A 25,191-nucleotide genomic window follows, 5' to 3' on the forward strand; every position below is an offset into this window, starting at 1 on the left:
CAACAGGTACCGTTGGTTCCTACGGCCGAGCTACCGTGCGAGTAGAAGCGGCCGGACAGGCGGAAGGGAGAAACCTCATGGTGCTGGTTCGTGGCCTGCTGGGCGACGTTCTGCGGCGCAAGCGGCTGCGCCAGGGGCGCACTCTCCGCGAGGTGTCCGCTGACGCTCGGGTCAGCCTCGGTTACCTGTCCGAGGTCGAGCGCGGCCAGAAGGAAGCCTCCAGCGAACTGCTGGCAGCGATCTGCACGGCGCTCGATGTGCCGCTGTCGACGGTCTTCGCCGAGGTGAGCGAGGATCTGGCCCGCGAAGAGGCCCTGGTGCTGGCGCACCCTACTATCGAGCCGGAGGTTGTGGCCTCCGCGGCCTGAGCCCCTGGTCATCGCCCGCTCCCGTCCGGAGTAGGGCTGCTGTCGGACGGCTGGATCAGTGCGACACGCGTGGGCCAGAGCAGCTGCAGCGCGGGCAACGGTGGATCGCCAGGCTGCCGGAACATCTGGTTCGCCGTGTACAGGTGGTGGACCGAGTCGGGAAACCGCAGAAGCTCGGCGGTCTCCGGAGGCGGGAAGAAGCCCGACAGGTCGTCACCCTCGTCGAACACCGCGCCGCCCATCACCGCCCAGGCGAGCGGCTTCAGCCCGAGAAAGACCCAGCACGGCTCAGGATCGAAGACGATGATCTCCGGATGCCCATAGAGGCTGAGACCCAGCGTGTACCCGAAGGCCGGATTGCGGCCACCGTCGCCCTCGACGTACTGCATCGTCCAGCCGAAGGTCCGGATGTTGTCCTCGATCTGCCGCGAGATCTGTTCATTGCTCACACCGCCGCACCGGTCGCACATCGTCTTCTCCTCTCGATCGAACATTTGTTCGATGTGTCAGAGAAGATATCCGCGTTGATGTCCGCCGGTGGCGTTGTCCACAGGCCAGTTCTGGCCGGTCAGCTCTCGGGTTGGCAAGCCGGGCACCAGTAGGTAACCCGTTCACGGGTCGGTTCCCCGAGTGACGAGGTCAGGATCGTCGTGCCGCAGCGGTGACAGGGTTTGCCGCCGCGTTCGAACACCCAGGTGCGTTGTCCGGGCCGGTCGATCCCGGTGCTGACCTGGGTGCCGTTGCGGACATTCGCTTTCAGAAGCTTCCGGCTGAGGTCGACCGTCGCGGGGACGTCGACTGCCGAGATCGGGCGCCATGGATGCAGCCCGAGCAGGAAGCAGACCTCGGTCCGGTAGAAGTTGCCGATCCCGGCGAGGTTCCGCTGGTCGAGCAAGGCTTCGCTGACTGTCCGGCCGGGATCGGATTCGAGGTTCGCGATCGCTAGAGCGCGATCGAACGACGGTGACAGCAGGTCGGGTCCGAGATGACCGACCACGCTGTCCTCGTCGTCGGTCGCGACGAGGTCGAGCACCGGAAGCCGATAACCGACAGCCGTCCACGGTGCGGTTTCGAGGACAGCCCGGATCTGATGATCAGGCCCGCCGTGCCACCGCTCGCCCGGCCGGTACAGATGCCAGCTGCCATCCATCCGGAAATGACTGTGCAGCGTCAATCCACCCGAGAGACGCATCAGGATGTGCTTGCCACGTGCAACGACCTCGACCACCGTCCGTCCGCTCAGATCGGTCGTCGCGAGCGAAGGCACGCGGAAGTCTGTCCGCACCAGCTCCTGGCCCGCGAGAGCCTGGTTCAGCCGTTTACAGGCTCGCCAGACGGTGTCTCCTTCGGGCATGACTGATCGCTCCCGCCGTCAGGCCCGCAGACGCAGACCACGCGGTGTCGCATGGAATCCGGCCTTGGCCAGCGCATCGCCGAACGCCGTGTGCCGAACCTGCTCACCGTCGGCCGTCTCGACACTCAGCTTGCCGAGCTGGCCGTCCCGGATCGACAACGCCAGCGCATCAACCGCAGGCTGCAACAGATCGGGATCCTCGGTGAAGCTCAGCACGGTCCGCCCGCCGCGTTCGACGTACACGATCAGTTGTCCGTCGACCATCACAACCAACGCACCAGCTTTTCGTCCTGGGCGATGACCGCCGGCACTCTCGCGCTCGGGCCACGGCAACGCTGCTCCATACGGGTTCGCCGGATCAGAGGCCGCGAGTACGACGGCTCTCGCCGTCAGCTCCTCGTCCTTCCTGCCACGGCCCCCGCCGCCGGGCCGGGCACCACCCGGCCCGAATCGTCCAGCAGGACCGAATGGACCGTCAGCCGCCGATGAGGCGGCAGTCGGCAGCTCAGCAAGCGCACGCAACCGATCCACAGCGCCGGGCAACGCGAACTGAGCAGCGCCCAGCCCCGCCACGAAGTACCCGCGCCGGCACCGCCCGGACTCCTCGAATGCGCTGAGCACCTTGTAGACGGCAGCGAATCCACCGGGCGTCCGCTCGGTGATCACCGACCCTCGCGTGACGATCCCATAGCGATCCAGCAATGTCTCCGCTGCCGCATGCGCTCGCCGGGTCGCGTCCGAACTGCGAGCCGGAAGCAACGACCATCGCCCGCCAGCCGTCGGCGGACCACTTCGCGAGGGCATCGCCGGCCGACCTGGACGCAGCGGGCGGCCCGGCCGTGCGCGCGGCGTCGTACGGCGGGTCCGATGACTGCCGCGCCCGCCGCCGACGAGCGACCGGACCGGTGTCAGGGTGTCGTTGGTTAGATAGCCGGCCCAGACGAGGTCCCACAGAACGCCAACCAACGTCTCGTCCTCAACCACACCGGACGCGGATCCGACCGCATCGCTCAGCTGGCGGAAGAAGAACGCGCCGCCGCCCGACAACGCGTCGAGCACAGCCTGGTGCGTCTCACTCAGCTCGAGCTCTGGATCAGGATCGGGAAGTGTCAGGTCGCAGTTGTCCGCCAGGTGGAGCGATACCCACCCGTCCGTCCCCGGCAGCGAACCCGATCCAGCCCACACCACCTCACCGGTCGCGGTCAGCTCGTCCAGCATCGACGGCTGGTACCCAGGCACGCGCGACGGCAGCACAATCGATTCCAACGCCGACGCCGGCACCGCGCACCCTGCCAGCTGCTCGACTGCTCCGAGCAGTACGTCGTACCCGCGACCGCGGCTGCTCGTGATCCCTTGCCATGCAGGCAGGAACCGGGCCAGCGCCGACGGATCAACTGGCTCGACCTCTTTGCGCAACGCAGCGAGGGAACGCCGTCGCAACAGTCGGAGGACCTCGCTGTCACACCACTCGAGCGCGATCCCGCCCGGCAGGAACTCGCCTTCGACAACCCGTCCGGCAGCACCCAGCCGGCGCAACGCCTCGTTGACAACGGCAACGCCGATCCCGAGATGCGTGGCAAGGTCGATTGCCCGGAACGGTCCGTGTGTTCGCGCATAGCGAGACACCAGATCACCGAGCGGATCGGCGACCGGCTCCGCGTGCGCTTCTGCCACCCCAGGCGGCAGCGGTACGCCGAGCGCGTCGCGCAACCGTGCCACATCCTCGACCACAGCCCAGCGATGCTCACCCGCGATCCGAACGCGCACGACCCGGCGCGCGGCCGCCAGCGACGTCAGCCAAGACTCGGCATCCGACCCGTCGACACACCGTTGCGTTGCCTCCGGCAACGACAGCGGACCGATGATCCGCAGTACGTCGAACAGTCCTTCGGCGTCACGTGCCTTGCGGTCCTCGGCCAGTCGCTGCAGCTCGGCCTCGGTGCGCAGCACGACCTCCGCGTCGAGCAGCTCTCGCAGCTCGGTCCGCCCGAGCAGCTCCGCCAGCAAGCTCTGATCGAGCGACAACGCGGCCGCACGCTTCTCGGCAAGTGGACTGTCGCCTTCGTACATGAAAGCGCCGACATAGCCGAAGAGGAGGGACTTCGCGAACGGCGATGCTTCCGACGTCTCGACCTCGACGACCGAGATCCGGCGCTCGCTGATCCCGGTGAGCAGATCCTTCAGTGCAGGCAGGTCGTAGACGTCCTGCAGCACCTCGCGCAATGTCTCGAGCACGATCGGGAACGACCCGTACTTACTCGCGACACTGAGCAGCTGCGACGCCCGCTGCCGCTGCTGCCACAGCGGTGATCGGCGCCCCGGGTTACGCCGCGGCAGCAACAAGGCCCGCGCCGCACACTCCCGGAACCGCGCCGCGAACAACGCCGACCCGCCGACCTCGGTGGTCACGAGATCCTCGATGTCAGCAGGATCGAACAGCACGAGATCAGCACCCGGCGGCGCCTCGTCGGTCTCCGGCAGCCGCAACACGATCCCGTCATCACCTGAGACCGACTGCGCATCCATCCCGTACCGATCCCGCAGCCGGGCAGCGATCGCAAGCGCCCACGGGCCGTGCACCTGGCCGCCGTACGGCGAGTGGACGCAGACGCGCCAGTCGCCCAGCTCGTCACGGAACCGCTCGACAACGATCGTCACGTCGTCCGGCACCCGGCTCGTCGCATCCCGCTGCTCGGCGAGGTACGACACGAGGTTGTTGGCGGCGTACTCGTCCAGGCCCGCGGTCCGCGCCCGCTCGATCGCCTTACCGGCGGGCAACGACGCCATCTTGCGGACGAAGGCACCGGTCGCAGCGCCGAGCTCGGCCGGCCGCCCGACCGCATCGCCCTTCCAGAACGGCAACCGGCCCGGCTGCCCCGGGGCGGGGGAGACCAGCACCCGGTCGTGGGTGATGTCCTCGATCCGCCAACTCGATGCTCCGAGCGTGAACACGTCGCCGACGCGCGACTCGTACACCATCTCCTCGTCGAGCTCGCCGACGCGATGGTTCGTCGACTCGCCGACCAGGAACACCCCGAACAGCCCTCGATCCGGGATCGTGCCGCCGCTCGTCACCGCAAGCCGCTGCGCGCCGGGTCGACCGGAGATCTCACCGCTCACCCGATCGAACACGATCCGCGGCCGCAACTCGGCGAACTCGTCCGACGGGTACCGACCGGAGAGCATGTCGAGCACCCCGTCGTACGCCGATCGTGGCAGCGTGGCGAACGGGGCGCAGCGGCGCACAAGGGCGAACAGCTCGTCGACGTCCACCGAGTCGAGCGCGACGATCGACACGATCTGCTGAGCGAGCACATCGAGTGGGTTGGCAGGGATGTGCAGGCTCTCGATCATCCCGTCGCGCATCCGCTGCACGACGACGGCCGTGTCGATCAGATCGCCACGGAACTTCGGGAACAGCACGCCGCGCGACACTGCCCCCACCTGATGACCGGCACGACCGACGCGCTGCAGCCCGCTCGCGACGGACGGCGGCGCCTCGACCTGGATGACGAGATCGACAGCACCCATGTCGATGCCGAGCTCGAGACTGCTCGTCGCCACCACGCAGGGCAGCCGGCCGGACTTCAGATCCGCCTCGATCAGCGCTCGCTGCTCCTTGCTGACCGAACCGTGGTGGGCTCGCGCGATCAACGGAGGCGCCGCGAGCGATCCACCCGACTGAGCCATCAGCTGTGCGGGTGAGCCCAACTCGGGCAACTCCAGCTCGGCACGCTCGGCTGCGATCTCGTTGAGTCGGGCGGTCAGTCGCTCGGCCAGGCGTCGCGAGTTCGAGAAGACGATCGTCGATTTGTGCTGGGCGATCAGATCGAAGACGTGCTCCTCGACATGCGGCCAGATCGAAGCGTGTTGCTGCGGACTCGCTGCGGAGCCTGAGGTCTCCACCTCGGTCGCGGCCAGCTCAGCCATGTCCTCGACCGGAACGACGACACTCAGGTCCCACTGCTTGGTGAACTTGGGCTGCACAACTGTCACCGGCCGCTCGCCACCGAGGAACCGCGCGACCTCCTCCACCGGTCGCACTGTCGCGGACAGACCGATGCGCTGCGCAGGCTTCGGCAACAAGGTGTCCAGGCGCTCGAGCGTCAGCGCCAAGTGAGCGCCGCGTTTTGTCCCGGCGACCGCGTGCACCTCGTCGACGATGACCGTCTCGACTCCGCGCAGCGACTCCCGACCCTGCGAGGTCAGCAACAAGAACAATGACTCCGGGGTGGTGATCAGTACGTCGGAAGGCCGTGTGGCGAACCGTCGGCGCTCGCTGGCCGGGGTGTCGCCCGAACGCACCGCCACCTCGACGTCGACCGGCGCCTCACCGAGCCGGCGCGCAGTCTCCCGGATGCCGATCAGCGGCGCGCGAAGGTTGCGCTCGACGTCGACCGCGAGCGCCTTCAGCGGTGACACGTACAGCACTCGGCAGCGCAGCTTCGGATCGTCGGGCGCTGGGGTCGTGGCGAGTCGGTCGAGCGCCCAGAGGAAGGCAGCCAGCGTCTTGCCTGACCCCGTCGGGGCGACCACCAGCGCGTCCCGGCCCGCGGTGATGGCGTCCCACGCCTCGAGCTGGGCCGGGGTGGCCGCCTCGAAGACGTCGCCGAACCACGCCCGGGTCGCGGGCGAGAACCGGCTCAACGCGCTGGTCTTCTTCACGCTGACCATCTTGCCGGGTCCCGCCGACAGTTTTCACGAGCGGTTCCGTGGCACACGGTGAGGGGACGCTTTCCGTCCGGTGCGGAGGATGTCCCCGTCGTCTGGAATGATCGGCGACATGATCAACCGCGTACGCGCAGCGCTCGTCGTCGTTGCCTGCCTGGTCGCTCTGACCGGGTGCGTCAAGCTCGATGCCGATCTGAAGGTCGGGTCCAACGAGACGGTCTCGGGCTCGATGAAGATCGGGGTCGACAAGCAGCTGCTGCAGTCCAGTGGCCAGTCCCTCGACAAGGTCCGCCAGCAGATCGAGAGCGGCATCAAGGAGACGACCACCGAAGGGGTCAACTGCAACTCGTTCGAGGACGACAAGTACGTCGGTTCGAACTGCACCTTCGAGAGCGTCCCGTTCGACAAGATGGGCAGCTCCAGCGGCGACGGCGTCAGCTTCCGCAAGGACGGCGACAAGGTCATGGTCACGGTCAAGGCCGGCAACCTGGGCAACATCCCGTCCGGCACCCAGCCCGAGGTGAACTTCAAGATCACCATGCCGGGCAAGATCCTCGAGCACGACGACGGCGCGAAGATCAGCGGCCGCACGGCGACGTACGACAGCCTCGACAAACTCGGAAAGATCTCGCTGACGTCCGAGGCCGGCGGCGGATTCCCGACGTGGGCGCTGATTCTGATCATCGTGCTGGTGCTGCTGGCGATCGCTGCGGTCGGGTTCTTCGTATTGCGCAGTCGCAGGGGCAAGGGGCAGCAGGGTTACGGACAGCCGTACCCGGGGCAGTACCCAGGCCAGCCGGGTCAGTACGGCGGTCCGGGGCAGTATCCGGGCCAGCCGGGGTACGGGCAGCAGCCCGGTCCGTACGGTCCTCCGCAAGGCCAGCCGGGTCAGCCAGGTCAGTACGGTCAGCCGGGGCAGTACCCAGGGCAGTATCCGGGGCAGCCGCAGCAGGGGCAGCCGCCGTACGGCGGTCAGCCTGGTCAGCCTGGTCAGCCTGGTCAGCCGCAGTACCCTGGGCAGCCTCAGCCGGGGCAGGGGCAGTGGGGACCTCAGCCGGGGCAGCAGCAGCCGCCTCAGCAGGGGCAGCCGCCACAGCAGGGTCAGCCGCCACAGCAGGGTCAGCAGGGTGGCTGGGGACAGCAGCCCGGCCAGGGGCAGCCTGGTCAGTACGGTCAGCGGCCGCCGCAGCAGGGTGGTCCTTCGGGACCCCAGCCCGGGCAGCAGGGCGGCTGGGGACCGCCGCCGAGGAACGATGACGGGCAGGAATGAGACTGACGGAGTTCTGGGCTCGGATGGATCACCATCTGGGTCCGGCGTACGCGCGGACCTGGGCCGAGACCCAGGTGGTGCAGGAGCTCGGCGGCCGTACGGTCGTCGAGGCCCTGGCCGACGGTGAGGCCGCGAAGGTGGTCTGGCGTGCCGTCTGGGCGCACCTGAACCTCCCTGCCAGCGAACGCTGATGCCCTAGGCAACAAACGGTCTAGGCGGTCCACCCGGTGCGGGCCGCCCACTCTTCGGCCGGCAGATAGATGAGGTCGCAGACCGGGTCTTTGAGGTCGGAGTAGTCGCCGATCTCGAGCCGGAGCGCGGCGGCGTGCTGCTTGAAGACGGCGTACGCACGTGCCGTCTCCGGATGGCTGCGCAGGTAGTCGCGGAACAGCAGCGCGTACCGCTGGTTGGCGCGGCCGGCCACGCGGATGTGCAGATTGACCCGCCGCCGGTACATCGGCTCGACCAGCATGCGTTTCACCCACTGCGTGTCATCGACGGGCAGACCTGGCACCGGGTGGTCGCGCCGCGGCGGGCGTAGCTCCCAGTCCGCGGCGACCATCCGCTCCGCCACCTCGTCCAGCTCCGGCTCCGAGCCGACGGTCACCTGGATGTCCAGGATGTCCTTGGCCGGCAGGCGGGGCACCGAGGTGGAGCCGATGTGGTCGATCCGCTGGGCCCGTTCGCCGAGCAGCCCGCCGATCGCGTGCGCGGTCTTCTCGTACTGCGCGGGCCAGCTCTCGTCCGGTCGTACGATGACGATCCCAGTCATGCGGAGATCATCCCAGTACTGCGGCGGCCGGTCCCAGCCCTTCAGAGAGGTTTGATCCGGAAAGCGCCGCTGGTGAGCAGATCCGCTGCTTCGAACGCCGCCTTGCGGATGGCCCTGCGCTCGTCGAAGTACCCGCCGACCACGCCGATGCCCGGCAGCTTGCCGACGAACCGGGCGCCGAGGCTGCCCCGCGGACGTTCCTCGAACACCTCCCAGAGTCCGCCGAACAGTTTGCTGATCCGCCGCAGCATGCGGATGCCCTGACGCAGTCCGGCCTCCTCGGTCTCGTCGCCCAGGCCGAGCTGTTTCGCCACGTCCTGTCCGGCCGCGGTCGGGTCGTCGTACTTGAGTACTTCGTCCGGAGTGATCGGACGGTCGGTCAGCACGCGTGCGATGACCGCTGTGCGGTCCGCGTGCGCCTCCACGCCGTACTCGCGGCAGATCGCGCCGATCACCATCGCCTGCACGGCCGCACCGAGGGTGTCCTTGATCGGGAGCCGGTCGGCAGCCGCGCCGCTGATCCGGGGGAGGGCCGCGACCACGGCCGCGAATCCGCCCAGCCGCTCCACCCACCAGTCGCAGCGCTTGGCGAGCGGCAGCTTCGGCCACTCTGTGTGTCCGGGCACCGTCATCTTCAGCAGCCGGTCGATCGCGAGGATCAGAGCCTTCTCGGCCAGGTTGGGCTTCTCCTGGGCGGAGTACTCCGTGAGGATGCTGCGGACGCCGAACGGGTCCGGGGTACGGAGCGCGTCGAGGACGGTGTCGATGCCGAACTCGACCCTGCTGAGTGCCAGGATCACGGCGGAATCGGGCACGTCGGGGCGGTCGGTCACGCCCGCAAGGGTAGGGAGCCGGCGGGTCAGATCGGTTGCCGGGGCAGCTTCGGCGTGTCAGTTGTGATTCGAACACGTGTTCGGGATACTTTGGTGCGCGGAAGGTGTGGCGGACGGCCGAGTTGTCCACAGATTCGGAAGTGGCGACGAAAACTGTCCGACGTGATGGATACCTTCTCTGGCGACACGAGAAGTCCTCCGGGCGGCTGGGAAGCGGCCCCGATTATGAGATGGGTCAGGTGGCATTCACATGGCGGGTGCAGCGAGTGCGGAGCGCGCGGTGGCCGATCGCGAGAAGGCGCTTGCGACCGCGCTGACGCAGATCGAGCGGCAGTGTGGCAAGGGTTCGGTGATGCGTTTGGGGGAGCAGAACAGGCCGCCGATCGAGGTCATCCCGACCGGGTCGATCTCGCTCGACATCGCGCTCGGGATCGGTGGTCTCCCACGCGGCCGCGTGGTGGAGATCTACGGCCCGGAGTCCTCCGGTAAGACGACGGTCGCCCTGCACGCGGTCGCGAACGCGCAGCGGGCCGGCGGGATCGCGGCGTTCATCGACGCCGAGCACGCGCTCGACCCGGAGTATGCACGGAAGCTGGGCGTCGACACCGACGCGCTGCTGGTCTCGCAGCCCGACTCCGGTGAGCAGGCGCTGGAGATCGCCGACATGCTGGTCCGCTCCGGCGCGATCGACATCGTCGTGATCGACTCGGTGGCCGCGCTGGTGCCGCGGGCCGAGATCGAGGGCGAGATGGGCGACAGCCACGTCGGTCTGCAGGCCCGGCTGATGAGCCAGGCGCTGCGGAAGATGACCGGTGCGGTCAGCGGGACGAACACGACCGCGATCTTCATCAACCAGCTGCGCGAGAAGATCGGCGTGATGTTCGGCTCCCCGGAGACGACGACCGGTGGTAAGGCGCTGAAGTTCTACGCGTCGGTGCGGCTGGACGTGCGCCGGATCGAGTCGCTGAAGGACGGTACCGACGTGGTCGGCAACCGGACCCGGGTCAAGGTCGTGAAGAACAAGGTGGCCCCGCCGTTCAAGCAGGCCGAGTTCGACATCATCTACGGCCAGGGCATCAGCCGTGAGGGCAGCCTGCTCGACCTCGGTGTGGATCAGGGCTTCGTCCGCAAGGCCGGCGCCTGGTTCACCTACGAGAGCGACCAGCTCGGCCAGGGCCGGGAGAACGCGCGGAACTTCCTGCGCGACAACCCCGACCTCGCCAACGAGCTGGAGAAGAAGATCAAGGAGAAGATGGGCATCGGCCCGACCCTTGACCAGCCGGCCGGCGAGGCCGCAGCGGCCGAGGTCGATGTCGACTTCTGACCGACGACCCACCGCGGGTGGCAGCGTCCCCCGGCAGCCCACCGCTGCCGACGACGCTGCCCCCGCGGCGCTGTCTCTACCCCACGACGAACGTCTGGCGCTGGCTCGCAAACTCCTGGCCGCAGGCACAGATGCCTCGACCTCACCGGCCAAGACGAATACGGTCCCGGGTGCGGGTGCGGGTGCGGGCCGCGATACCGGGGGTGCTGCTGGTGCTGCGCGCGGTCGCGGTGACGAAGGTCCCGGTCCCGGTGAGGTTGGTGGCTCTGACGCGGGCTCGGGGCGTGGGCGTCGTACGTCGGGCGCGCGGCGGGGCGAGCCGTGGGCCGATGCGGACGAGTTCGTGGGTGAGGACGAGTCGGGGTGGGACGGGTCTCGTCGGCGCACGGGCTCCATCCGGAGAACCGTCGGCACGGTCGACCCGTGGGATGAACAGCAGGACGAGCAGAAGAAGGCTCGGCCGGCGAGGCGTCGGAGTGGGTCGGGGCGGGAGCCGAGCGCTGGTTCGGCTGATCCTTGGGGTGAGGGGGATCAGCGTTCCGGTCATACGTTCGAGACGCAGGCAGCTGATCGGTTGGCTGAGGCGCGCGCTTTCGCGGACGACACTCCTGCGCGGGCTGCGGATCTAGGTACGCGTCCAGAACAGTTCGATCCATGGGCGGACGGAGATTCGCCAGAAGCCGTTGAGCCCTCCGCCAACACCTCATCGAGCCCTCGAGTTCAGGCGAGCCAGGCGTCCGCTGCGGGCCGCACGCCGAGCGCAGACCAGCCCACGCCGGCCGACGAAACTTCACAGTCGGAGACCGCACCGCCTGCACCAGCCCTGCCTGCGGCCAAGAGCGCGCCGGTAGACGAGATCTGGCCGGTCGACGAAAGCACGCCGGAAGATGACAGCTGGCCCGCAGCCGAGAGCAAGCCGACAGACGAAAACAGCCTCGCGGACGACCGCACACCGGCAGACGGGAGCGTGCCTGCGGCCGGGAGCGTATCGGCGGGCCGGAGTGGGCGTGCGGCTGGGAGTGGTGCTGCGGCCGAGAGTGGTCCGGTGGGCGGGGGTAGGCCCGCGATCGACAGCGTGCCGGCGGGCGGGGCTCGGTCGGGGGAGCGCGGCGGGCCGGGCGGTGGTGGAGCGGTCGGTGGTGCAGTGCGTGCGCGGGAGAGCGCGTCGGGTGGACAGGTCGCCGAGCCGGAGCGTGTGGGGGAGAGTTCTTCGGGTGGTCGGGGTGGCTCGGGGGAGAGTGGGCGGGGTGGGAGTACGCGGCGGGGGCGGCGGACTGTAAGTGGGGGGTTTGGGCGGGGGCGGAAGCGGCGGGGGAGTGAGGAGCCGGAGGGGGTCGGGGATCCTGCGATGGAGCAGGATGCGGATCCTCATTCGGTGGCTCGGACGATCTTGCTGGACAAGTTGACGGGGCAGCCGCGGACTCGGGCTGAGTTGGCTGATGTGTTGGCGGAGCGGGACATTCCGGATGACGTGGCGGATGAGGTGCTGGATCGGTTCACGGATGTCGGGCTGATCGACGACGCCGCGTTTGCGAACGCGTGGGTGGAGTCGCGGCATCGTGGGCGTGGGTTGGGGAAGCGCGCGCTGGCGCAGGAGCTTCGGCGGCGCGGCGTGGATGAAGAGCTGGCCCGGGACGCGCTCGACGAGCTCGAGCCGGAGCAGGAAGAAGAGACGGCGAGACAGCTCGTACGGCGGAAGTTGCGCTCGATGGGTTCTCTGGAGCGGCAGGTGGCGATGCGGCGGCTGCTCGGGATGCTTGCGCGGAAGGGGTATCCGGGCGGGATGGCGATGAGCATCGTGAAGGAAGAGCTGGATGCGTCGCACGACGAGTTCCCGCTGATCGATTCGTCCGGCCTGGGACCTGAATGACGAGCGAGCCGCCCGTCGTGCGTGAAGCTACACCGGCGGATCGGGCTGGCATCCGGCGGTTGCTGCGCGAGTTGCACGGCGATGGCGCAGACTCCACGACCCTGCCCGAGATCCATCAGCAGGCGCGGACCTTCGTTGCCGGTGACGACGAGATCCGAGGGCTCGCCGTCGCGACTTTCGTCGACTACGGACACGAGCCGTACGGCGTGGTGGAAGAGCTCGTAGTAGATCCGGCGAGCCGTGGCTCCGGCACGGGGAGCGCCTTGCTCGCGCAGTGCAATGCGTGGCTAGGAGGGTTGGGCGCACAGGTGGTCTTCGTCTCGGCCATCGACGAAGAGGCCGCTGAGTTCTACCTGCAGGCCGGATTCACCCGCTGCACCGGCCCGTGGCTCTGGGCGGCACCACACACCGGGGCGGCAGCACACGACGAGGTGGCGGCACACGACGAGGCTTAGGTCAGCCGGAGTTGTTTACCTTTGCTAAAGGTCGTGATCAGTAACTGGTCCGGCAGTGTTGGGCGGTCTGCCGGGCTGTGGTCACTTTGTGAGCGGAAGGTTCTTGACGGAATCACCGCCTACTTTCGAGAGGTTCCGCCCAATGTCTGACTTCACCCGCCGCCGGTTTCTCGGCGGCGCTGCGGCGACCGCGAGCCTGGGTGCTGCGGCCGCGTTGATGCCCGCGAGCGTCCAGAAGGCCCTCGCGTCGCCGCCGCCCCGCCCGGCGCGGCTCGGCGACATCAAGCACGTTGTGATGCTCATGCAGGAGAACCGGAGCTTCGACCACTACTTCGGCACGCTGTCGGGAGTGGCCGGGTTCGACGACCCGCACGCGATCAAGCTGTCCACCGGGCGCAATGTCTTCTACCAGCCCGACACGGAGAACCCGGACGGCTACCTGCTGCCGTTCCACCTCGATACCCACTCCACCAACTCGCAGGCGATCCCGTCCACGAGCCACGCGTACTCGGTCCAGCACCAGGCCTGGAACGGCGGCAAGATGGACGCATGGCTGCCCGCGCACCGCGCCGCGGACAAAGCCAACGGGCCGTACGTGATGGGGTACTACACCCGCGACGACATCCCGTTCCAGTACGCGCTGGCCGACGCGTTCACGATCTGCGACCAGTACCACTGCTCGGTGCAAGGCCCGACCTGGCCGAACCGCCTCTACTGGCAGACCGGAACGATCGACCCGGGCGGCACGCTCGGCGGCCCGATCACGTCGAACTCGCTGCCGAATGGCGCCTACCGCTGGACGACGTACGCCGAACGCCTCGAGGCCGCCGGCGTGAGCTGGAACGTGTACCAGGACCAGGTCGGTCTGAGCAGTTACAACATGCTCCCGCACTTCAAGCAGTTCCAGGACGCCACGCCTGGTACGCCGCTGTACGACAAGGGCATGAAGGTGTCGTCGCTCGGCCAGTTCGAGTACGACGCTCTGCACGACAAGCTCCCGACCGTGTCGTGGCTGATGACGGCCGGCGGCGTCTCCGAGCATCCGAAGGAGATGCCGGCCGCCGGAGCTGACTTCGTCGCGTCGAAGATCGCCGCGATCGCCGCCAACCCGGATGTCTGGAAGAAGACCGTCTTCATCCTGAACTACGACGAGAACGACGGCCTGTTCGACCACGTCGTACCTCCGACCGCGCCGGCCGGGACGCCGGACGAGTACGCGCTCGACCTGCCCATCGGCGGTGGGTTCCGGGTGCCGTGCATCGTGGTTTCGCCGTGGACCGCCGGCGGTTGGGTCAGCAGCCAGAAGTTCGACCACACGTCGGTGGTGCAGTTCCTCGAGAAGCTGACCGGTGTGAAGGAGCCGAACATCAGCCAGTGGCGTCGCAAGACGTTCGGTGACCTGACCTCGGTGTTCCGCCACGACCAGATCAGCAAGCCGCCGGCGCTCCCCGAGACGGGCGCACAGCTGAACCTGGCGACGTACGAGGCCGCGCAGTTGCCGGCTCCGACGTTCCCGACCTCGACGCAGGTCGTCCCGCGCCAAGAACGCGGCGGCCGCCACCGCCTCTGACATAGGACGACGGCCGGGCAATCGCACCCCGATTGCCCGGCCGCGTCATGCGGCGACAAGCGGTAGCGTCAGCGCCATGGCGACCTTCGAAGACGTGGAACGGCTGGTTGCCCAGCTGCCCGAGACCGAGGAGACGACTCGGCACGGCCACCGGACCTGGTCCGTCGGCGGCAAGGGGTATGCGTGGGAGCGGCCGTTCAGCAAGGCGGACCTGAAGCGGTACGGCGACGAGACGCCGCCCGACGGGCCGATCCTGGCGATCACGGTCGAGGACCTGGCCGAGAAGGAAGCCGTGCTGGCCGCGCGCGCAGACGACGGGTTCTTCACGATTCCGCACTTCAACGGGTACGCCGCGGTGCTCGTGGAGCTCGACAAGGTGCCCGAAGACGCGCTCCGGGAGGCCCTGCTCGACGGGTGGCTGGTGCACGCGCCAGCCGCGGTGGCGAAGGCACACCTGGACGGGCGGTAACGCAGAGTGAACCGGTTTCGGGTCCGGTGAGCGGCGAGGGGCGTTGACGGGTGCGGTGCGACGGTGTGTTATCCGAGGTAGGACTGGTATTTGGACCGGTCCGTAGGCTGGGATTTTCCGTCGATCCGCCCCAGACACCGCGGAGGGTGCAATGAACGATTTCCAGGAACAGGCGAAGAACTGGCTCCGGAATGTCGTCAAGCAGAACCCGGACAAGATCAAAGCCGGCGTCGACAAGGCCGGCGACCTGATCGACAAGCAGACCGGCGGGAAGTACGCGGAGAAGGTCGACGCGGTCCAGCAGAAGGTCGGCACGTTCGTCGACAACCAGACCACTGACGAGCCGGGTCAAGCAGCCCAGGCCACCCAGGCAGATCCGACGCCCGCGAGCACGACCTCGGAGTCCACCACCGCGGGTACCGCGGAGAGCGCGCAGGCCGACAGCTCGACCGCTGAGGGCCCCAAGAACTGATCAGCTCCGCACCTGCAGCCCCGCGGCCCGTTCGGCGCCGCGGGTGCTGGAGGTCCGGCCGGCTCAGGGCGTAGGCCCCTGCCCGTTGTGGAGTAGTCCAGCGGCCGAAGTGGTCTCACCCCGCGGGTGACGGGGGAGTGTCCGTCTTGACCGCGTGATGGGCCGCGCTTAGCCTCGGGATCAAGAAGGGATGAATCCACCGCATCGGTGGCGGATATAACGATCGGCGAGTCGGGTGAAACAGCCGACTGACCGGCCAAAAAGACGCAACCACGCTCGACTGAGCTGAAGGAAGGACGACGGCGCGATGCGCCGTCGATAGACGGCACCGCACGCAAAACCCGGACGGCAACGAGTTGGCCGGGGCGCGAGCGGCGTCACCGCGATCGCCGCGTTGTCGGCGGCGACTCACGGTGAGCAAGCGAGGCAAGCAACGCTGGAAAGCCGCACCGCGCGGCATCCACGGAGTCGTCGCAACGGTAGCCATCGGTACCGCCTTTACCGAGGTGGCACCGGCACTGCCGTACCCCGAAAAGCCGCCGGACCCCGGTGGCGCCTTCAGTCGTACCGGTGGCGAGTCCCTTCGACAGACGGCCACAGTCCCTGAGCGGGACTCGACGGAGAGGGGAGACCGATGACTGCGACGTCCGTTGGCCTGGCCCTGATCGGATTGCTGATCGCCGGATTGCTGGCCTGGATCGGCCTGACCCTCTCCCGCCGGAAAGCCGCCGACAACTCGACCGCCCAACTCGAGGCCGCGCAGCTGACCGCCGGCGCCAAGTCCGCCGCCGAGCTGATCCGCCGGCAGGCCGAGGAAGAGGCCGCCGTACTGCGGACGCGTGCCGAGGCGGCCGAGCAGCGCAGCGAGGAGATCCGCCGCGGCGCCGAGGACCGTGCCTCCGAGGTACGACGCGATGCCGAGCAGCGAGCGTCCGACGTACGGCGGGAAGCCGAGGCGGAGGCGCAGTCGATCCGGGACGATCTGCGCGAGCAGCGTCTGGAGATGGAGCGCCGCGAGCATCGGCTGACCGAGCGCGAGGAGCGGGCCGACGAGCAGCACCGTGCGATGGAGCAACGCCACGCCGAACTGACCGCGCAGCTTGCCGAGCTCGACCGGCGCAAGCTCGAGATCAAGGACCTCGAGGACGAGCGCCGCCGGATCCTCGAAGGCGTCGCGAACCTGACCACCGAGCAGGCCAAGGCCGAACTGGTCGCCTCGATCGAGGAAGAAGCCAAACGGCACGCCCACTCGATCGTCCGCGAGATCGAGCGGCAGGCCCAGGACGAGGGCGAGATCAAGGCCCGCAAGATCATCACCGGTGCGGTGCAGCGGCTGGCGTCCGAGCAGACCAGCGAGTCGGTCGTGTCCGTCGTACACCTGCCGAGTGACGACATGAAGGGCCGGATCATCGGGCGCGAGGGCCGCAACATCCGCTCGTTCGAGCAGACGACCGGCGTGAATCTGATCATCGACGACACCCCTGAAGCGGTGCTGCTGTCCTGCTTCGATCCGGTACGCCGGGAAACGGCCCGACTGACGCTGGACTCGCTGGTGCTCGACGGCCGGATCCACCCGAGCCGGATCGAGGAGATCTACGAGCGCAGCAAGGGCGAGGTCGCCGAGCTGTGTGAGCGCGCGGCCGAGGATGCGATGGCCGACGTCGGGATCACGGACCTTCACCCGGAGCTCGTTCGGACGATGGGGCTGCTTCGCTACCGCACGTCGTACGGGCAGAACGTGCTCAAGCACCTGATCGAGTCGGCGCACATTGCCGGAATGATGGCGGCCGAACTCGGGCTCGATCCCAAGCTGTGCAAGCGAGGCGCGTTCCTGCACGACATCGGCAAGGCGCTCACGCACGAGACCGAGGGCAGTCACGCGATCGTCGGGGCCGAGCTTGCCCGCAAGTACGGCGAGAACGACGACGTCGTGCACTGCATCGAGGCGCACCACAACGAGGTCGAGGTGCGGACCGTCGAGGCGGTGCTGACGCAGGCCGCGGATGCGGTCAGCGGCGGGCGGCCCGGGGCGCGGCGCGAATCGTTGGAGGCGTACGTCCAGCGGCTCGAACGGCTCGAGGAGATCGCCATGCACCATGAGGGCGTCGAGAAGGTGTTCGCGATGCAGGCCGGCCGGGAGATCCGGGTGATGGTGCTGCCGGACGCGGTCGACGACATCGCGGCGCAGGTGATGGCGCGGGACATCGCGAAGCAGGTCGAGGAAGAACTCACATACCCGGGTCAGATCAGGGTGACCGTCGTCCGCGAGTCCCGTGCGACCGAGGTGGCGAAGTAGCCGCTAGCTGCGTGGCCGCCGGTAGTGCGTCGGCGTGACGTCGATGGTCTCGTCGGCAACGCGTTCCGGCGGGGCCGTGCGGTACTGCGCCTCGACCTCCGGGTCGATGATCGGCCGGTCGGTACGCCGGCGCTGGTTGGCCAGGCGGTACGACAGCCAGATGCCGGCAGCTCCGCCGAGCATGATGATGATCCCGAGAGCGGTCAGGTTGAACGTGTCGGACGTGTCCCGTACGGCGAACGCGAGGACAGCGCCGATCACGACGAGTGCGATCCCGGCCCCGATCCGCATACCTGCTCCTTCCATCAACAGGGAGTAACTGCTCTTACTCCCTGTGCCCAGAAGGTGCCGGGTGCATGCGGTCTAGCGGAAGGCTGACTGCCCGGTCAGCGCCTGGCCGATGACGAGCTGGTGGACCTCCGACGTACCTTCGTAGGTCAGCACCGACTCGAGATTGTTGGCGTGCCGCATGATCGGGTACTCGCCGCTGATGCCGTTCGCCGCCAGGATCGTGCGGCACTCGCGGGCGATCGCGATCGCCTCGCGGACGTTGTTCAGCTTGCCGACCGAGACCTGCTCGGGGCGGAGCGTGCCCTTCTCCTTCAGCCGGCCGAGATGGACGGCGAGCAGGATGCCCTTGTTGAGTTCGACCGCCATGTCAGCGAGCTTGGCCTGGGTCAGCTGGTACGCCGTGAGCGGCTTGTCGAAGACGATCCGCTCACCGGCGTACGCGATCGCGGTCTCGAGGCAGTCGCGGGCCGCACCCATCGCGCCGAAGATGATGCCGAACCGGGCCTCGTTCAGGCAGCCGAGCGGGCCGGACAAACCACGTGCCTCGGGCAACATTGCGGAGGCCGGGAGTCGTACGTCCTCGAGCACGAGCTCAGAGGTGACCGATGCCCGCAGCGACATCTTGTGCTTGATCTCCGGCGCCGAGAAGCCAGGTGTCGACGTCGGTACGACGAAGCCGCGCACTCCGTCGTCGGTCCGCGCCCAGACCACCGCGACGTCGGCGACCGAGCCGTTGGTGATCCACATCTTCGAGCCGTTCAGCACCCAGTCGTCCGTGTCACCGGAACCGTCGCGGCGGGCGTTGGTGCGCATACCGGCCGGGTTCGAGCCGAAGTCGGGCTCGGTCAGCCCGAAGCAGCCGATCGCCTCGCCCGCGGACATCCGGGGGAGCCACTCGTCCTTCTGCTCGTCGCTGCCGTACTTCCAGATCGCGTACATCGCCAGCGATCCCTGCACCGACACGAGCGACCGCATCCCCGAGTCCGCCGCTTCGATCTCCAGGCAGGCAAGCCCGTACGCGACCGGGCCCAGTCCCGCACATCCGTACCCCGTCAGGTGCATCCCGAGAAACCCGAGCGCCCCCAATTCCTTCGCCAACTCCCGCGCCGGAATCGACCCCGTCTCGAACCACTCCGGCAACGCCGGCCGCAACCGCTCATCCGCAAACCGCCGAGCAGCCGCCCGAACATCAACCTCCTCCTCGCTCAGAAGAGAGTCGACGTCGACGAGATCCAGAGAGACGGTCATACCCGAACGCTAATCGATCACTTGCGGTACCAGGGCCACCACCAGTGGCGTTTGCGGGGGTGGCGGACGATGACGTTGGCGTGTTTGGCCTTGCCGGTGACGTGGAGGCGGACGCCGCCGGGGCGTGGGGCGACGGCTTTGTTCTTGGCGCTGCTGTGGTGGACGTCGACCTGGTCGATGTCCACGCTCCAGCCCTCCGGGATGACCATCACGACCGAGCTATGAATGGCGTGGGCGTCGACGTGGATGTCGGCCCAGTGCACCACCGCGTCGGTGAAGTCGAGTTTGACCGAGGAGTGTTCCGCGATCGCGGTCAGCCGTTCAGGCACGACCCACGCGCCCTCGCGCTTCTGTGCGCTGTGCCTCGCCCGGAGGATGAGTTCCTGGGAGCTGCCGTGGGCGACGGGTATCAGGTCGGCGGTCGCGTTGCGCAGTTCTAGGTGGGTCTTGGCCGAGTAGATCTGCGTCAGCCGCTCGTCCAGTTCCTCGAAGTCCAGCCGCCCGTCGGTATGCGCTTCCTGGACCACGGCGGCGGCACGTTCGCGGTCGTTGTCGGATGCCCGGTGACCGGGCGGCGGCTGCTCCAGACTCATGCGACCAAAGGTAGCGCCGCTACCGGTCCGAGCAGAACGACAAGAACGTCCCGGCGACCGCCGACCACGTCTTGTCCAGCTCCTCGGCGTACCGCTCGGCGTCCGCGAGCACGCTGGCCGGGTCGAACCCCATCGAGCGCAGCTTGTGCGGATTCCATCGCCGTACCCGATCTGCCGCGACCTCCGGGTGGAACTGCACACCCCAGGTCCGGTCGCCGACGCGCAGCATCTGGTTCGGGCAGCGCTCACTCGACATCAGCAGTACGGCGTCCTCCGGCAGCCGGGTGATCTGGTCCTGGTGACTCTCGACCGCCCGCACCGTCGACGGCAGCTCGCGGACCAGCGGATCGTCCGCGGCAGCAGGCAGAACTGTCAGCGACGTCACACCCTTCTCCGGCAGCCCGTACTTCCCCTTCACCTCGCCGCCGAACGTGTGCGCGACCAGTTGGCCGCCCAGACAGATCCCGAGCACCGGCACCCGGCCGTGCGCATTACGCAGCAACTCACGCTCCGCCGCCAGCCACGGCGCACGGTCGTCCTCGTCGGGCAGCAGACCGCCGCCGAGCATGATCAGCCCCGCATGACCGTCCACGGTCGTGGGAACCGGCTCACCGTCCCAGGCCCGGACGACGACGGGAGTGATTCCACGGTCATCGAGCCAGCCGAGCAACTTGCCCGGACCGCTGTCCTGGTCGTTCTCGATCATCAGCAGGGTCGTCACCGGGCCACGGTACGCGGCACACCGGACACCGCCGTACCGGAGTCGTGATTCCTGGATACTGATGCACTGGGGGTGCAGATGGAGCCGATCAGTGGATTCGTGCGCGCCGTGGTGGGGGACGTGGCCTTCATCTTCGGCAAGGGCATGGTGAACGCGTACCTGCTGGCCCGCCGCAACGGAGTGCCGAGGCCGCAACTCGACCTCCTGGTGCGGTCACACGGTCAGTTCGTACCGCTCGCCATCCCGACCGGCACGGTGCCCGCAGTCGACCGACTCGTCGGCCTCGACGAGGTCCGTCCGGCGCCGCTGGTCACCGTCGAGTTCACTCCGGGCGACACCGGCGCCGAGGCGCACCTCACTGCGAACAATCCGGTCCTCATCACGATCACCGACGTCAGTCACCGCGAGTACGACGCCGTAGTCATGACGACGTCGCTCGGCTCAGCGGCGTACGCGCAACTGCCGCCGGGTTACTACCACGTCTCCGCTGTGGTCATCGACGAGTATGCCGAGCTGCTGCAGGGGTACGGCGCTCAGCACAACCTGCACGTGGACAAGGGCGACGACCTGATCGTCTCGCTGTCGATCCGCACTGCCGGGGTCGGTGAGATCGCGGCCGCGCTGGAGACCGGACCGCAACCGGTGCTCGTGGGGGCGGACGGTGACGTCGTACCCGTGCTCGACCTGGTCCGGATCGGACGCGCCCCGGACTGCGACGTGATCATCGACCGTCAGGAGATCAGCCGGCACCACGCGGAGCTGCTGCGCATCGATGCGACCAGTTACGAGCTGCGCGACCTCGGCTCGACCAACGGCACGCACGTAAACGGTGTCCGGGTCGACACTGCGTTGGTGGGCGACGGCGACGAGATCCGCCTCGGGGCGCTCCCGTTCCGGCTGTTCCTCGCCTGACCTGGAAGAATGGCGCCGTGAACTCACGCAGCGTCGTCATCCTCGGTTCGACCGGCTCGATCGGTACTACGGCGCTCGAGCTCATCGGCCGGAACCGGGACCGCTTCCGCGTGCTCGCGCTGTCCGGCGGCGGGCACAACGTCGGGCTGCTCGCGCAGCAGGCCCTCGAGTTCGACGTCGAGGTCGTCGCGGTCGCGAAGGCCACGGTCGCGCAGGACCTGCAGTTGGCGTTCTACGCCGAGGCGCAGCGGAAGGGGTACGCGCAGGGCGAGTTCCGGATCCCGAAGATCGTCACCGGGCCGGACGCCTCCAGCGAGCTCGCCGCGATGCCGTGTGACGTGGTTCTCAACGGCATCAACGGATCCGTCGGCCTGCACGCGACGCTGGCCGCGCTGGACGCCGGGAACACCCTCGCGCTCGCGAACAAGGAATCGCTGGTGATCGGCGGGCCGATCGTCACGCGGCGGGCCAAACCGGGCCAGATCGTCGCGGTCGACTCCGAGCACAGCGCGATCGCCCAGTGCCTGCGCGGTGGTACGCCGAACGAGGTCCGCAAGCTCATCCTGACCGCGAGTGGCGGCCCGTTCCTCGGCCGTCCCCGCAGCGAGCTCGCGGACGTCACCGTGGAGCAAGCCCTTGCCCACCCGAACTTCGCGATGGGCCCAGTGGTCACGATCAACTCCGCCACGCTGGTGAACAAGGGCCTGGAGCTGATCGAGGCGCATCTGTTGTTCGGGATCCCGATGGACCGGATCGACGTCGTGATCCACCGGCAGCAGGCGATCCACTCGATGGTCGAGTTCTTCGACGGCGCCACGATCGCCCAGGTCGGCGTACCGACGATGACGGTGCCGATCGGGCTCGCGCTCGGCTGGCCTGACCGGATAGCGGACGCTTCGCCGCCGTGGAACTTCGCCGAAGCGAGCACCTGGACGTTCCAGCCGGTCGACGACACCGAGTTCCCGTCGGTCGGCCTGGCCCGCGAGGCAGGCACCCGGGGCGGTACGGCGCCGGCCGTGTTCAACGCCGCGAACGAGGTCTGCGTGGAGGCGTTCCGCGCCGGTCGGCTGCCGTTCACCGGGATCGTCGACACAGTCGCCCGGGTGGTGACCGAACACGACGTACCCTCGTATGTGGAACTGTCCGTCGACGACGTGCTCGCCGCGGACGCGTGGGCCCGAAAGCGGGCTCGTGAGATCACCGGCGGCGTACAGGAGAACCAGAAGGCATGACTGTGCTTCTCACCACTCTCGGCATCGTGCTGTTCGTTGTCGGGGTGCTGATCTCGGTGGCGCTGCATGAGATGGGCCACATGCTCCCGGCGAAGGCCTTCGGGATGAAGGTCACGCAGTTCTTCGTCGGCTTCGGCCGTACCATCTGGTCGACCAAACGCGGCGAGACGGAGTACGGCATCAAGGCGATCCCGGCCGGCGGGTTCGTCCGGATCATCGGGATGCTGCCGCCGGGCAAGGGGCAGGACCCGACCAAGATCCGCAAGGCGAACACCGGCCCGATCCAGTCGATGGTCGAGAACGCGCGGTCCGCGGAGTACGAGACGATCTCGCCCGAGGACGACGGCCGGCTCTTCTACCAGAAGGTGTGGTGGAAGAAGCTGATCGTGATGGCGTCCGGGCCGCTGGTCAACGTGGTGATCGCGTTCGTGCTGTTCGGCGGGCTGTACATGCTCTACGGGACGCCGGTCGCGCAGACCACGGTCTCCACCGTGACCGACTGCGTGATCCCGGCCAGCCAGGCCACGGCGGACCGGAAGTGCACCGACACCGACAAGGTGTCGCCGGCCAAGGACGCCGGCTTCCAGGTCGGCGACAAGATCGTCTCGTTCAACGGCACGCAGATCAGCAGCTGGGACCAGCTCACGCCGCTGATCCGCGCGAACACCGACAAGCCGGCCACGATCGTTGTCGAGCGCAACGGTGCGCAGAAGACCCTGCAGACCAACACGATCCTGAACCAGGTGCAGGAGAGCGCGACCTCCGACAAGCTCGTCTCGGTCGGCTTCCTCGGCATCTCCCCGACCGAGAAGGTGGAGCGGCAGAGCTTCGGCTTCGTCGTCGACCAGATGGGCAAGCTGACCGTCAGCACCGTGCAGGCGCTCGGCAAGTTCCCGGAGAAGCTGGTCGGGGTCGCCAAGTCGATCGTCGGCGGTCAGCGCGACCAGGACAGCCCGATGAGCGTCGTCGGCGCCAGCCGGGTCGCGGGTGAGGTCGCCTCCAGCGATCTCGGCGTCGGCCAGAAGATCGCCACCGGGATCCTGCTGCTCGCCTCGCTGAACCTGTTCCTTGCCCTGTTCAACTTCATCCCGCTGCTGCCGCTGGACGGCGGCCACATGATCGGCGCGATCTGGGAAGGCATCCGGCGCGGCCTCGCCAAGCTGTTCCGCCGGCCCGACCCCGGGTACGTCGACGTGGCCAAACTGCTCCCGATCGCGTACGTCGCGGCGAGTGTGATCGTGGTGATGGGCGTGCTGCTCGTCATCGCCGACATCGTGAACCCCATCAAGCTGTTCAACGGATAAGGACACATGAGCATCAACCTGGGCATGCCGGCACTGCCGCCCCCGACTCTCGCGCCGCGCCGCAAGACCCGTCAGATCAAGGTCGGCAGCGTGCTGGTCGGCGGCGACGCGCCGATCTCGGTGCAGTCGATGACCACCACGCCGACCAACGACGTCAACAAGACGCTGCAGCAGATCGCCGAGCTGACCGCGGCGGGCTGCGACATCGTCCGGGTCGCCTGCCCGCGGCAGGAGGACGCCGACGCGCTGAAGGAGATCGCGCAGCACTCGCAGATCCCGGTGATCGCCGACATCCACTTCCAGCCGAGCTACGTGTTCGCCGCGATCGAGGCGGGTTGCGCGGCGGTCCGGGTGAACCCGGGGAACATCCGCAAGTTCGACGACCAGGTCAAGGAGATCGCCCAGGCGGCGAAGGACCACGGTACGTCGCTGCGCATCGGCGTGAACGCGGGTTCGCTGGACAGGCGGCTGCTGGAGAAGTACGGCAAGGCGACGCCCGAGGCGCTGGTCGAGTCGGCCGTGTGGGAGGCGTCGCTGTTCGAGGAGCACGACTTCCACGACTTCAAGATCTCGGTCAAGCACAACGACCCGGTCGTGATGGTGCAGGCGTACGAGATGCTCGCCGAGCGGGGCGACTGGCCGCTGCACCTCGGCGTGACCGAGGCCGGTCCGGCGTTCCAGGGCACGATCAAGTCGTCGGTCGCGTTCGGTGCACTGCTGTCGAAGGGCATCGGTGACACGATCCGGGTGTCGCTGTCCGCGCCGCCGGTCGAGGAGGTCAAGGTCGGCCTGCAGATCCTGCAGTCGCTGAACCTGCGCGAGCGCAAGCTCGAGATCGTCTCCTGCCCGTCCTGCGGCCGCGCCCAGGTGGATGTCTACACGCTCGCCGAGCAGGTCACCGCCGGCCTCGAGGGCATGGAGGTTCCGCTCCGCGTCGCCGTCATGGGCTGCGTCGTCAACGGCCCCGGCGAAGCCCGCGAAGCCGACCTAGGCGTTGCCTCCGGCAACGGCAAGGGCCAGATCTTCGTCAAGGGCGAGGTCATCAAGACCGTCCCGGAGTCCGCGATCGTAGAAACCCTCATCGAAGAGGCCATGCGCATCGCCGAAACCATGGAGACCACCGGCGACGCCGGCGAACCCACCGTCACCGTCAGCTGAACTGCACC

The 25,191-nt window shown here is 68.1% G+C and carries 23 protein-coding genes; 14 read left to right on the plus strand and 9 right to left on the minus strand.

Annotated elements, in window-relative coordinates:
* Window positions 1-77 precede the first annotated feature (77 nt).
* Window positions 78-368, plus strand: coding sequence for a helix-turn-helix domain-containing protein (locus OHA10_RS27180; protein ID WP_137254617.1), 291 nt, complete (start codon window positions 78-80; stop codon window positions 366-368).
* 8 nt (window positions 369-376) lie between these two features.
* Here the strand turns inward: OHA10_RS27180 and OHA10_RS27185 are convergent, their stop codons facing one another.
* The 3 genes from OHA10_RS27185 to OHA10_RS27195 form a co-directional block, all read right to left on the minus strand.
* Window positions 377-817, minus strand: a complete 441-nt coding sequence (locus tag OHA10_RS27185) for a DUF4262 domain-containing protein (RefSeq protein ID WP_371401586.1) — start codon at window positions 815-817, stop codon at window positions 377-379.
* Between the two features lie 119 nt (window positions 818-936).
* The gene (locus OHA10_RS27190; RefSeq protein WP_371401587.1) at window positions 937-1,722 is read right to left on the minus strand and encodes an Fpg/Nei family DNA glycosylase; all 786 of its coding nucleotides are present in this window, start codon (window positions 1,720-1,722) and stop codon (window positions 937-939) included.
* An 18-nt stretch (window positions 1,723-1,740) separates the two neighbouring features.
* On the minus strand, window positions 1,741-6,396 hold the full coding sequence (locus tag OHA10_RS27195) for an ATP-dependent helicase (protein WP_371401588.1): 4,656 nt from the start codon (window positions 6,394-6,396) through the stop codon (window positions 1,741-1,743).
* A gap of 109 nt (window positions 6,397-6,505) precedes the next feature.
* Here OHA10_RS27195 and OHA10_RS27200 point away from each other — a divergent pair, with 109 nt between their 5' ends.
* Window positions 6,506-7,663 (plus strand): hypothetical protein, encoded by a 1,158-nt coding sequence (locus tag OHA10_RS27200; RefSeq protein WP_371401589.1) that lies wholly within the window; start codon window positions 6,506-6,508, stop codon window positions 7,661-7,663.
* Entirely contained in the window at window positions 7,660-7,854 is a 195-nt protein-coding gene (locus tag OHA10_RS27205) for a DUF3046 domain-containing protein (protein ID WP_350862946.1), read from the plus strand. Before OHA10_RS27200 ends, OHA10_RS27205 begins: the two co-directional genes overlap by 4 nt.
* A gap of 20 nt (window positions 7,855-7,874) precedes the next feature.
* Here the strand turns inward: OHA10_RS27205 and OHA10_RS27210 are convergent, their stop codons facing one another.
* Together OHA10_RS27210 and OHA10_RS27215 are read right to left on the minus strand one after the other, a co-directional pair.
* Entirely contained in the window at window positions 7,875-8,435 is a 561-nt protein-coding gene (locus OHA10_RS27210) for a GrpB family protein (protein WP_371401590.1), read from the minus strand.
* Window positions 8,436-8,476: 41 nt separating this feature from the next.
* The gene (locus tag OHA10_RS27215) at window positions 8,477-9,268 is read right to left on the minus strand and encodes a hypothetical protein (RefSeq protein ID WP_371401591.1); all 792 of its coding nucleotides are present in this window, start codon (window positions 9,266-9,268) and stop codon (window positions 8,477-8,479) included.
* A 250-nt stretch (window positions 9,269-9,518) separates the two neighbouring features.
* Here OHA10_RS27215 and recA point away from each other — a divergent pair, with 250 nt between their 5' ends.
* From recA to rny, 7 genes are all read left to right on the plus strand, one after another.
* On the plus strand, window positions 9,519-10,592 hold the full coding sequence (gene recA, locus OHA10_RS27220) for a recombinase RecA (protein WP_371401592.1): 1,074 nt from the start codon (window positions 9,519-9,521) through the stop codon (window positions 10,590-10,592).
* Between the two features lie 1,375 nt (window positions 10,593-11,967).
* Complete coding sequence (locus OHA10_RS27225) at window positions 11,968-12,462, plus strand: regulatory protein RecX (protein WP_371401593.1); 495 nt, start codon at window positions 11,968-11,970, stop codon at window positions 12,460-12,462.
* 17 nt (window positions 12,463-12,479) lie between these two features.
* Complete coding sequence (locus OHA10_RS27230; RefSeq protein ID WP_371401594.1) at window positions 12,480-12,917, plus strand: GNAT family N-acetyltransferase; 438 nt, start codon at window positions 12,480-12,482, stop codon at window positions 12,915-12,917.
* 142 nt (window positions 12,918-13,059) lie between these two features.
* Window positions 13,060-14,487, plus strand: a complete 1,428-nt coding sequence (locus OHA10_RS27235; protein WP_371401595.1) for an alkaline phosphatase family protein — start codon at window positions 13,060-13,062, stop codon at window positions 14,485-14,487.
* A 76-nt stretch (window positions 14,488-14,563) separates the two neighbouring features.
* Entirely contained in the window at window positions 14,564-14,956 is a 393-nt protein-coding gene (locus OHA10_RS27240; protein WP_371401596.1) for an MmcQ/YjbR family DNA-binding protein, read from the plus strand.
* 151 nt (window positions 14,957-15,107) lie between these two features.
* A complete protein-coding gene (locus OHA10_RS27245; protein ID WP_371401597.1) occupies window positions 15,108-15,428 on the plus strand; it encodes an antitoxin in 321 nt (106 codons plus the stop codon).
* Window positions 15,429-16,062: 634 nt separating this feature from the next.
* A complete protein-coding gene (gene rny, locus OHA10_RS27250) occupies window positions 16,063-17,724 on the plus strand; it encodes a ribonuclease Y (RefSeq protein ID WP_371401598.1) in 1,662 nt (553 codons plus the stop codon).
* 3 nt (window positions 17,725-17,727) lie between these two features.
* Here the strand turns inward: rny and OHA10_RS27255 are convergent, their stop codons facing one another.
* The 4 genes from OHA10_RS27255 to OHA10_RS27270 form a co-directional block, all read right to left on the minus strand.
* A complete protein-coding gene (locus OHA10_RS27255) occupies window positions 17,728-18,015 on the minus strand; it encodes a DUF6458 family protein (protein ID WP_371401599.1) in 288 nt (95 codons plus the stop codon).
* Between the two features lie 72 nt (window positions 18,016-18,087).
* A complete protein-coding gene (locus OHA10_RS27260; RefSeq protein ID WP_371401600.1) occupies window positions 18,088-19,263 on the minus strand; it encodes an acyl-CoA dehydrogenase family protein in 1,176 nt (391 codons plus the stop codon).
* A 17-nt stretch (window positions 19,264-19,280) separates the two neighbouring features.
* Complete coding sequence (locus OHA10_RS27265) at window positions 19,281-19,856, minus strand: DUF1707 domain-containing protein (RefSeq protein ID WP_371401601.1); 576 nt, start codon at window positions 19,854-19,856, stop codon at window positions 19,281-19,283.
* A 19-nt stretch (window positions 19,857-19,875) separates the two neighbouring features.
* Window positions 19,876-20,577, minus strand: coding sequence for a type 1 glutamine amidotransferase (locus OHA10_RS27270; protein ID WP_371401602.1), 702 nt, complete (start codon window positions 20,575-20,577; stop codon window positions 19,876-19,878).
* Between the two features lie 78 nt (window positions 20,578-20,655).
* Between OHA10_RS27270 and OHA10_RS27275 the strand changes: the two genes are divergently transcribed.
* Genes OHA10_RS27275 through ispG form a run of 4 tightly spaced genes read left to right on the plus strand, consistent with a single transcriptional unit; the run spans window position 20,656 to window position 25,183 of the window.
* Window positions 20,656-21,489, plus strand: coding sequence for an FHA domain-containing protein (locus OHA10_RS27275; RefSeq protein WP_371401603.1), 834 nt, complete (start codon window positions 20,656-20,658; stop codon window positions 21,487-21,489).
* 17 nt (window positions 21,490-21,506) lie between these two features.
* Window positions 21,507-22,721, plus strand: a complete 1,215-nt coding sequence (gene dxr, locus OHA10_RS27280) for a 1-deoxy-D-xylulose-5-phosphate reductoisomerase (RefSeq protein ID WP_371401604.1) — start codon at window positions 21,507-21,509, stop codon at window positions 22,719-22,721.
* Window positions 22,718-24,025 carry an RIP metalloprotease gene (locus tag OHA10_RS27285; RefSeq protein ID WP_371401605.1) on the plus strand — a complete coding sequence of 436 codons (1,308 nt, stop codon included), beginning with the start codon at window positions 22,718-22,720 and terminating at the stop codon, window positions 24,023-24,025. Before dxr ends, OHA10_RS27285 begins: the two co-directional genes overlap by 4 nt.
* Before the next feature lie 6 nt (window positions 24,026-24,031).
* Window positions 24,032-25,183, plus strand: a complete 1,152-nt coding sequence (gene ispG / locus OHA10_RS27290) for a flavodoxin-dependent (E)-4-hydroxy-3-methylbut-2-enyl-diphosphate synthase (RefSeq protein WP_371401606.1) — start codon at window positions 24,032-24,034, stop codon at window positions 25,181-25,183.
* Window positions 25,184-25,191 lie beyond the last annotated feature (8 nt).

This window comes from Kribbella sp. NBC_00662 (genome assembly GCF_041430295.1).
Classification (GTDB): Bacteria; Actinomycetota; Actinomycetes; order Propionibacteriales; family Kribbellaceae; genus Kribbella.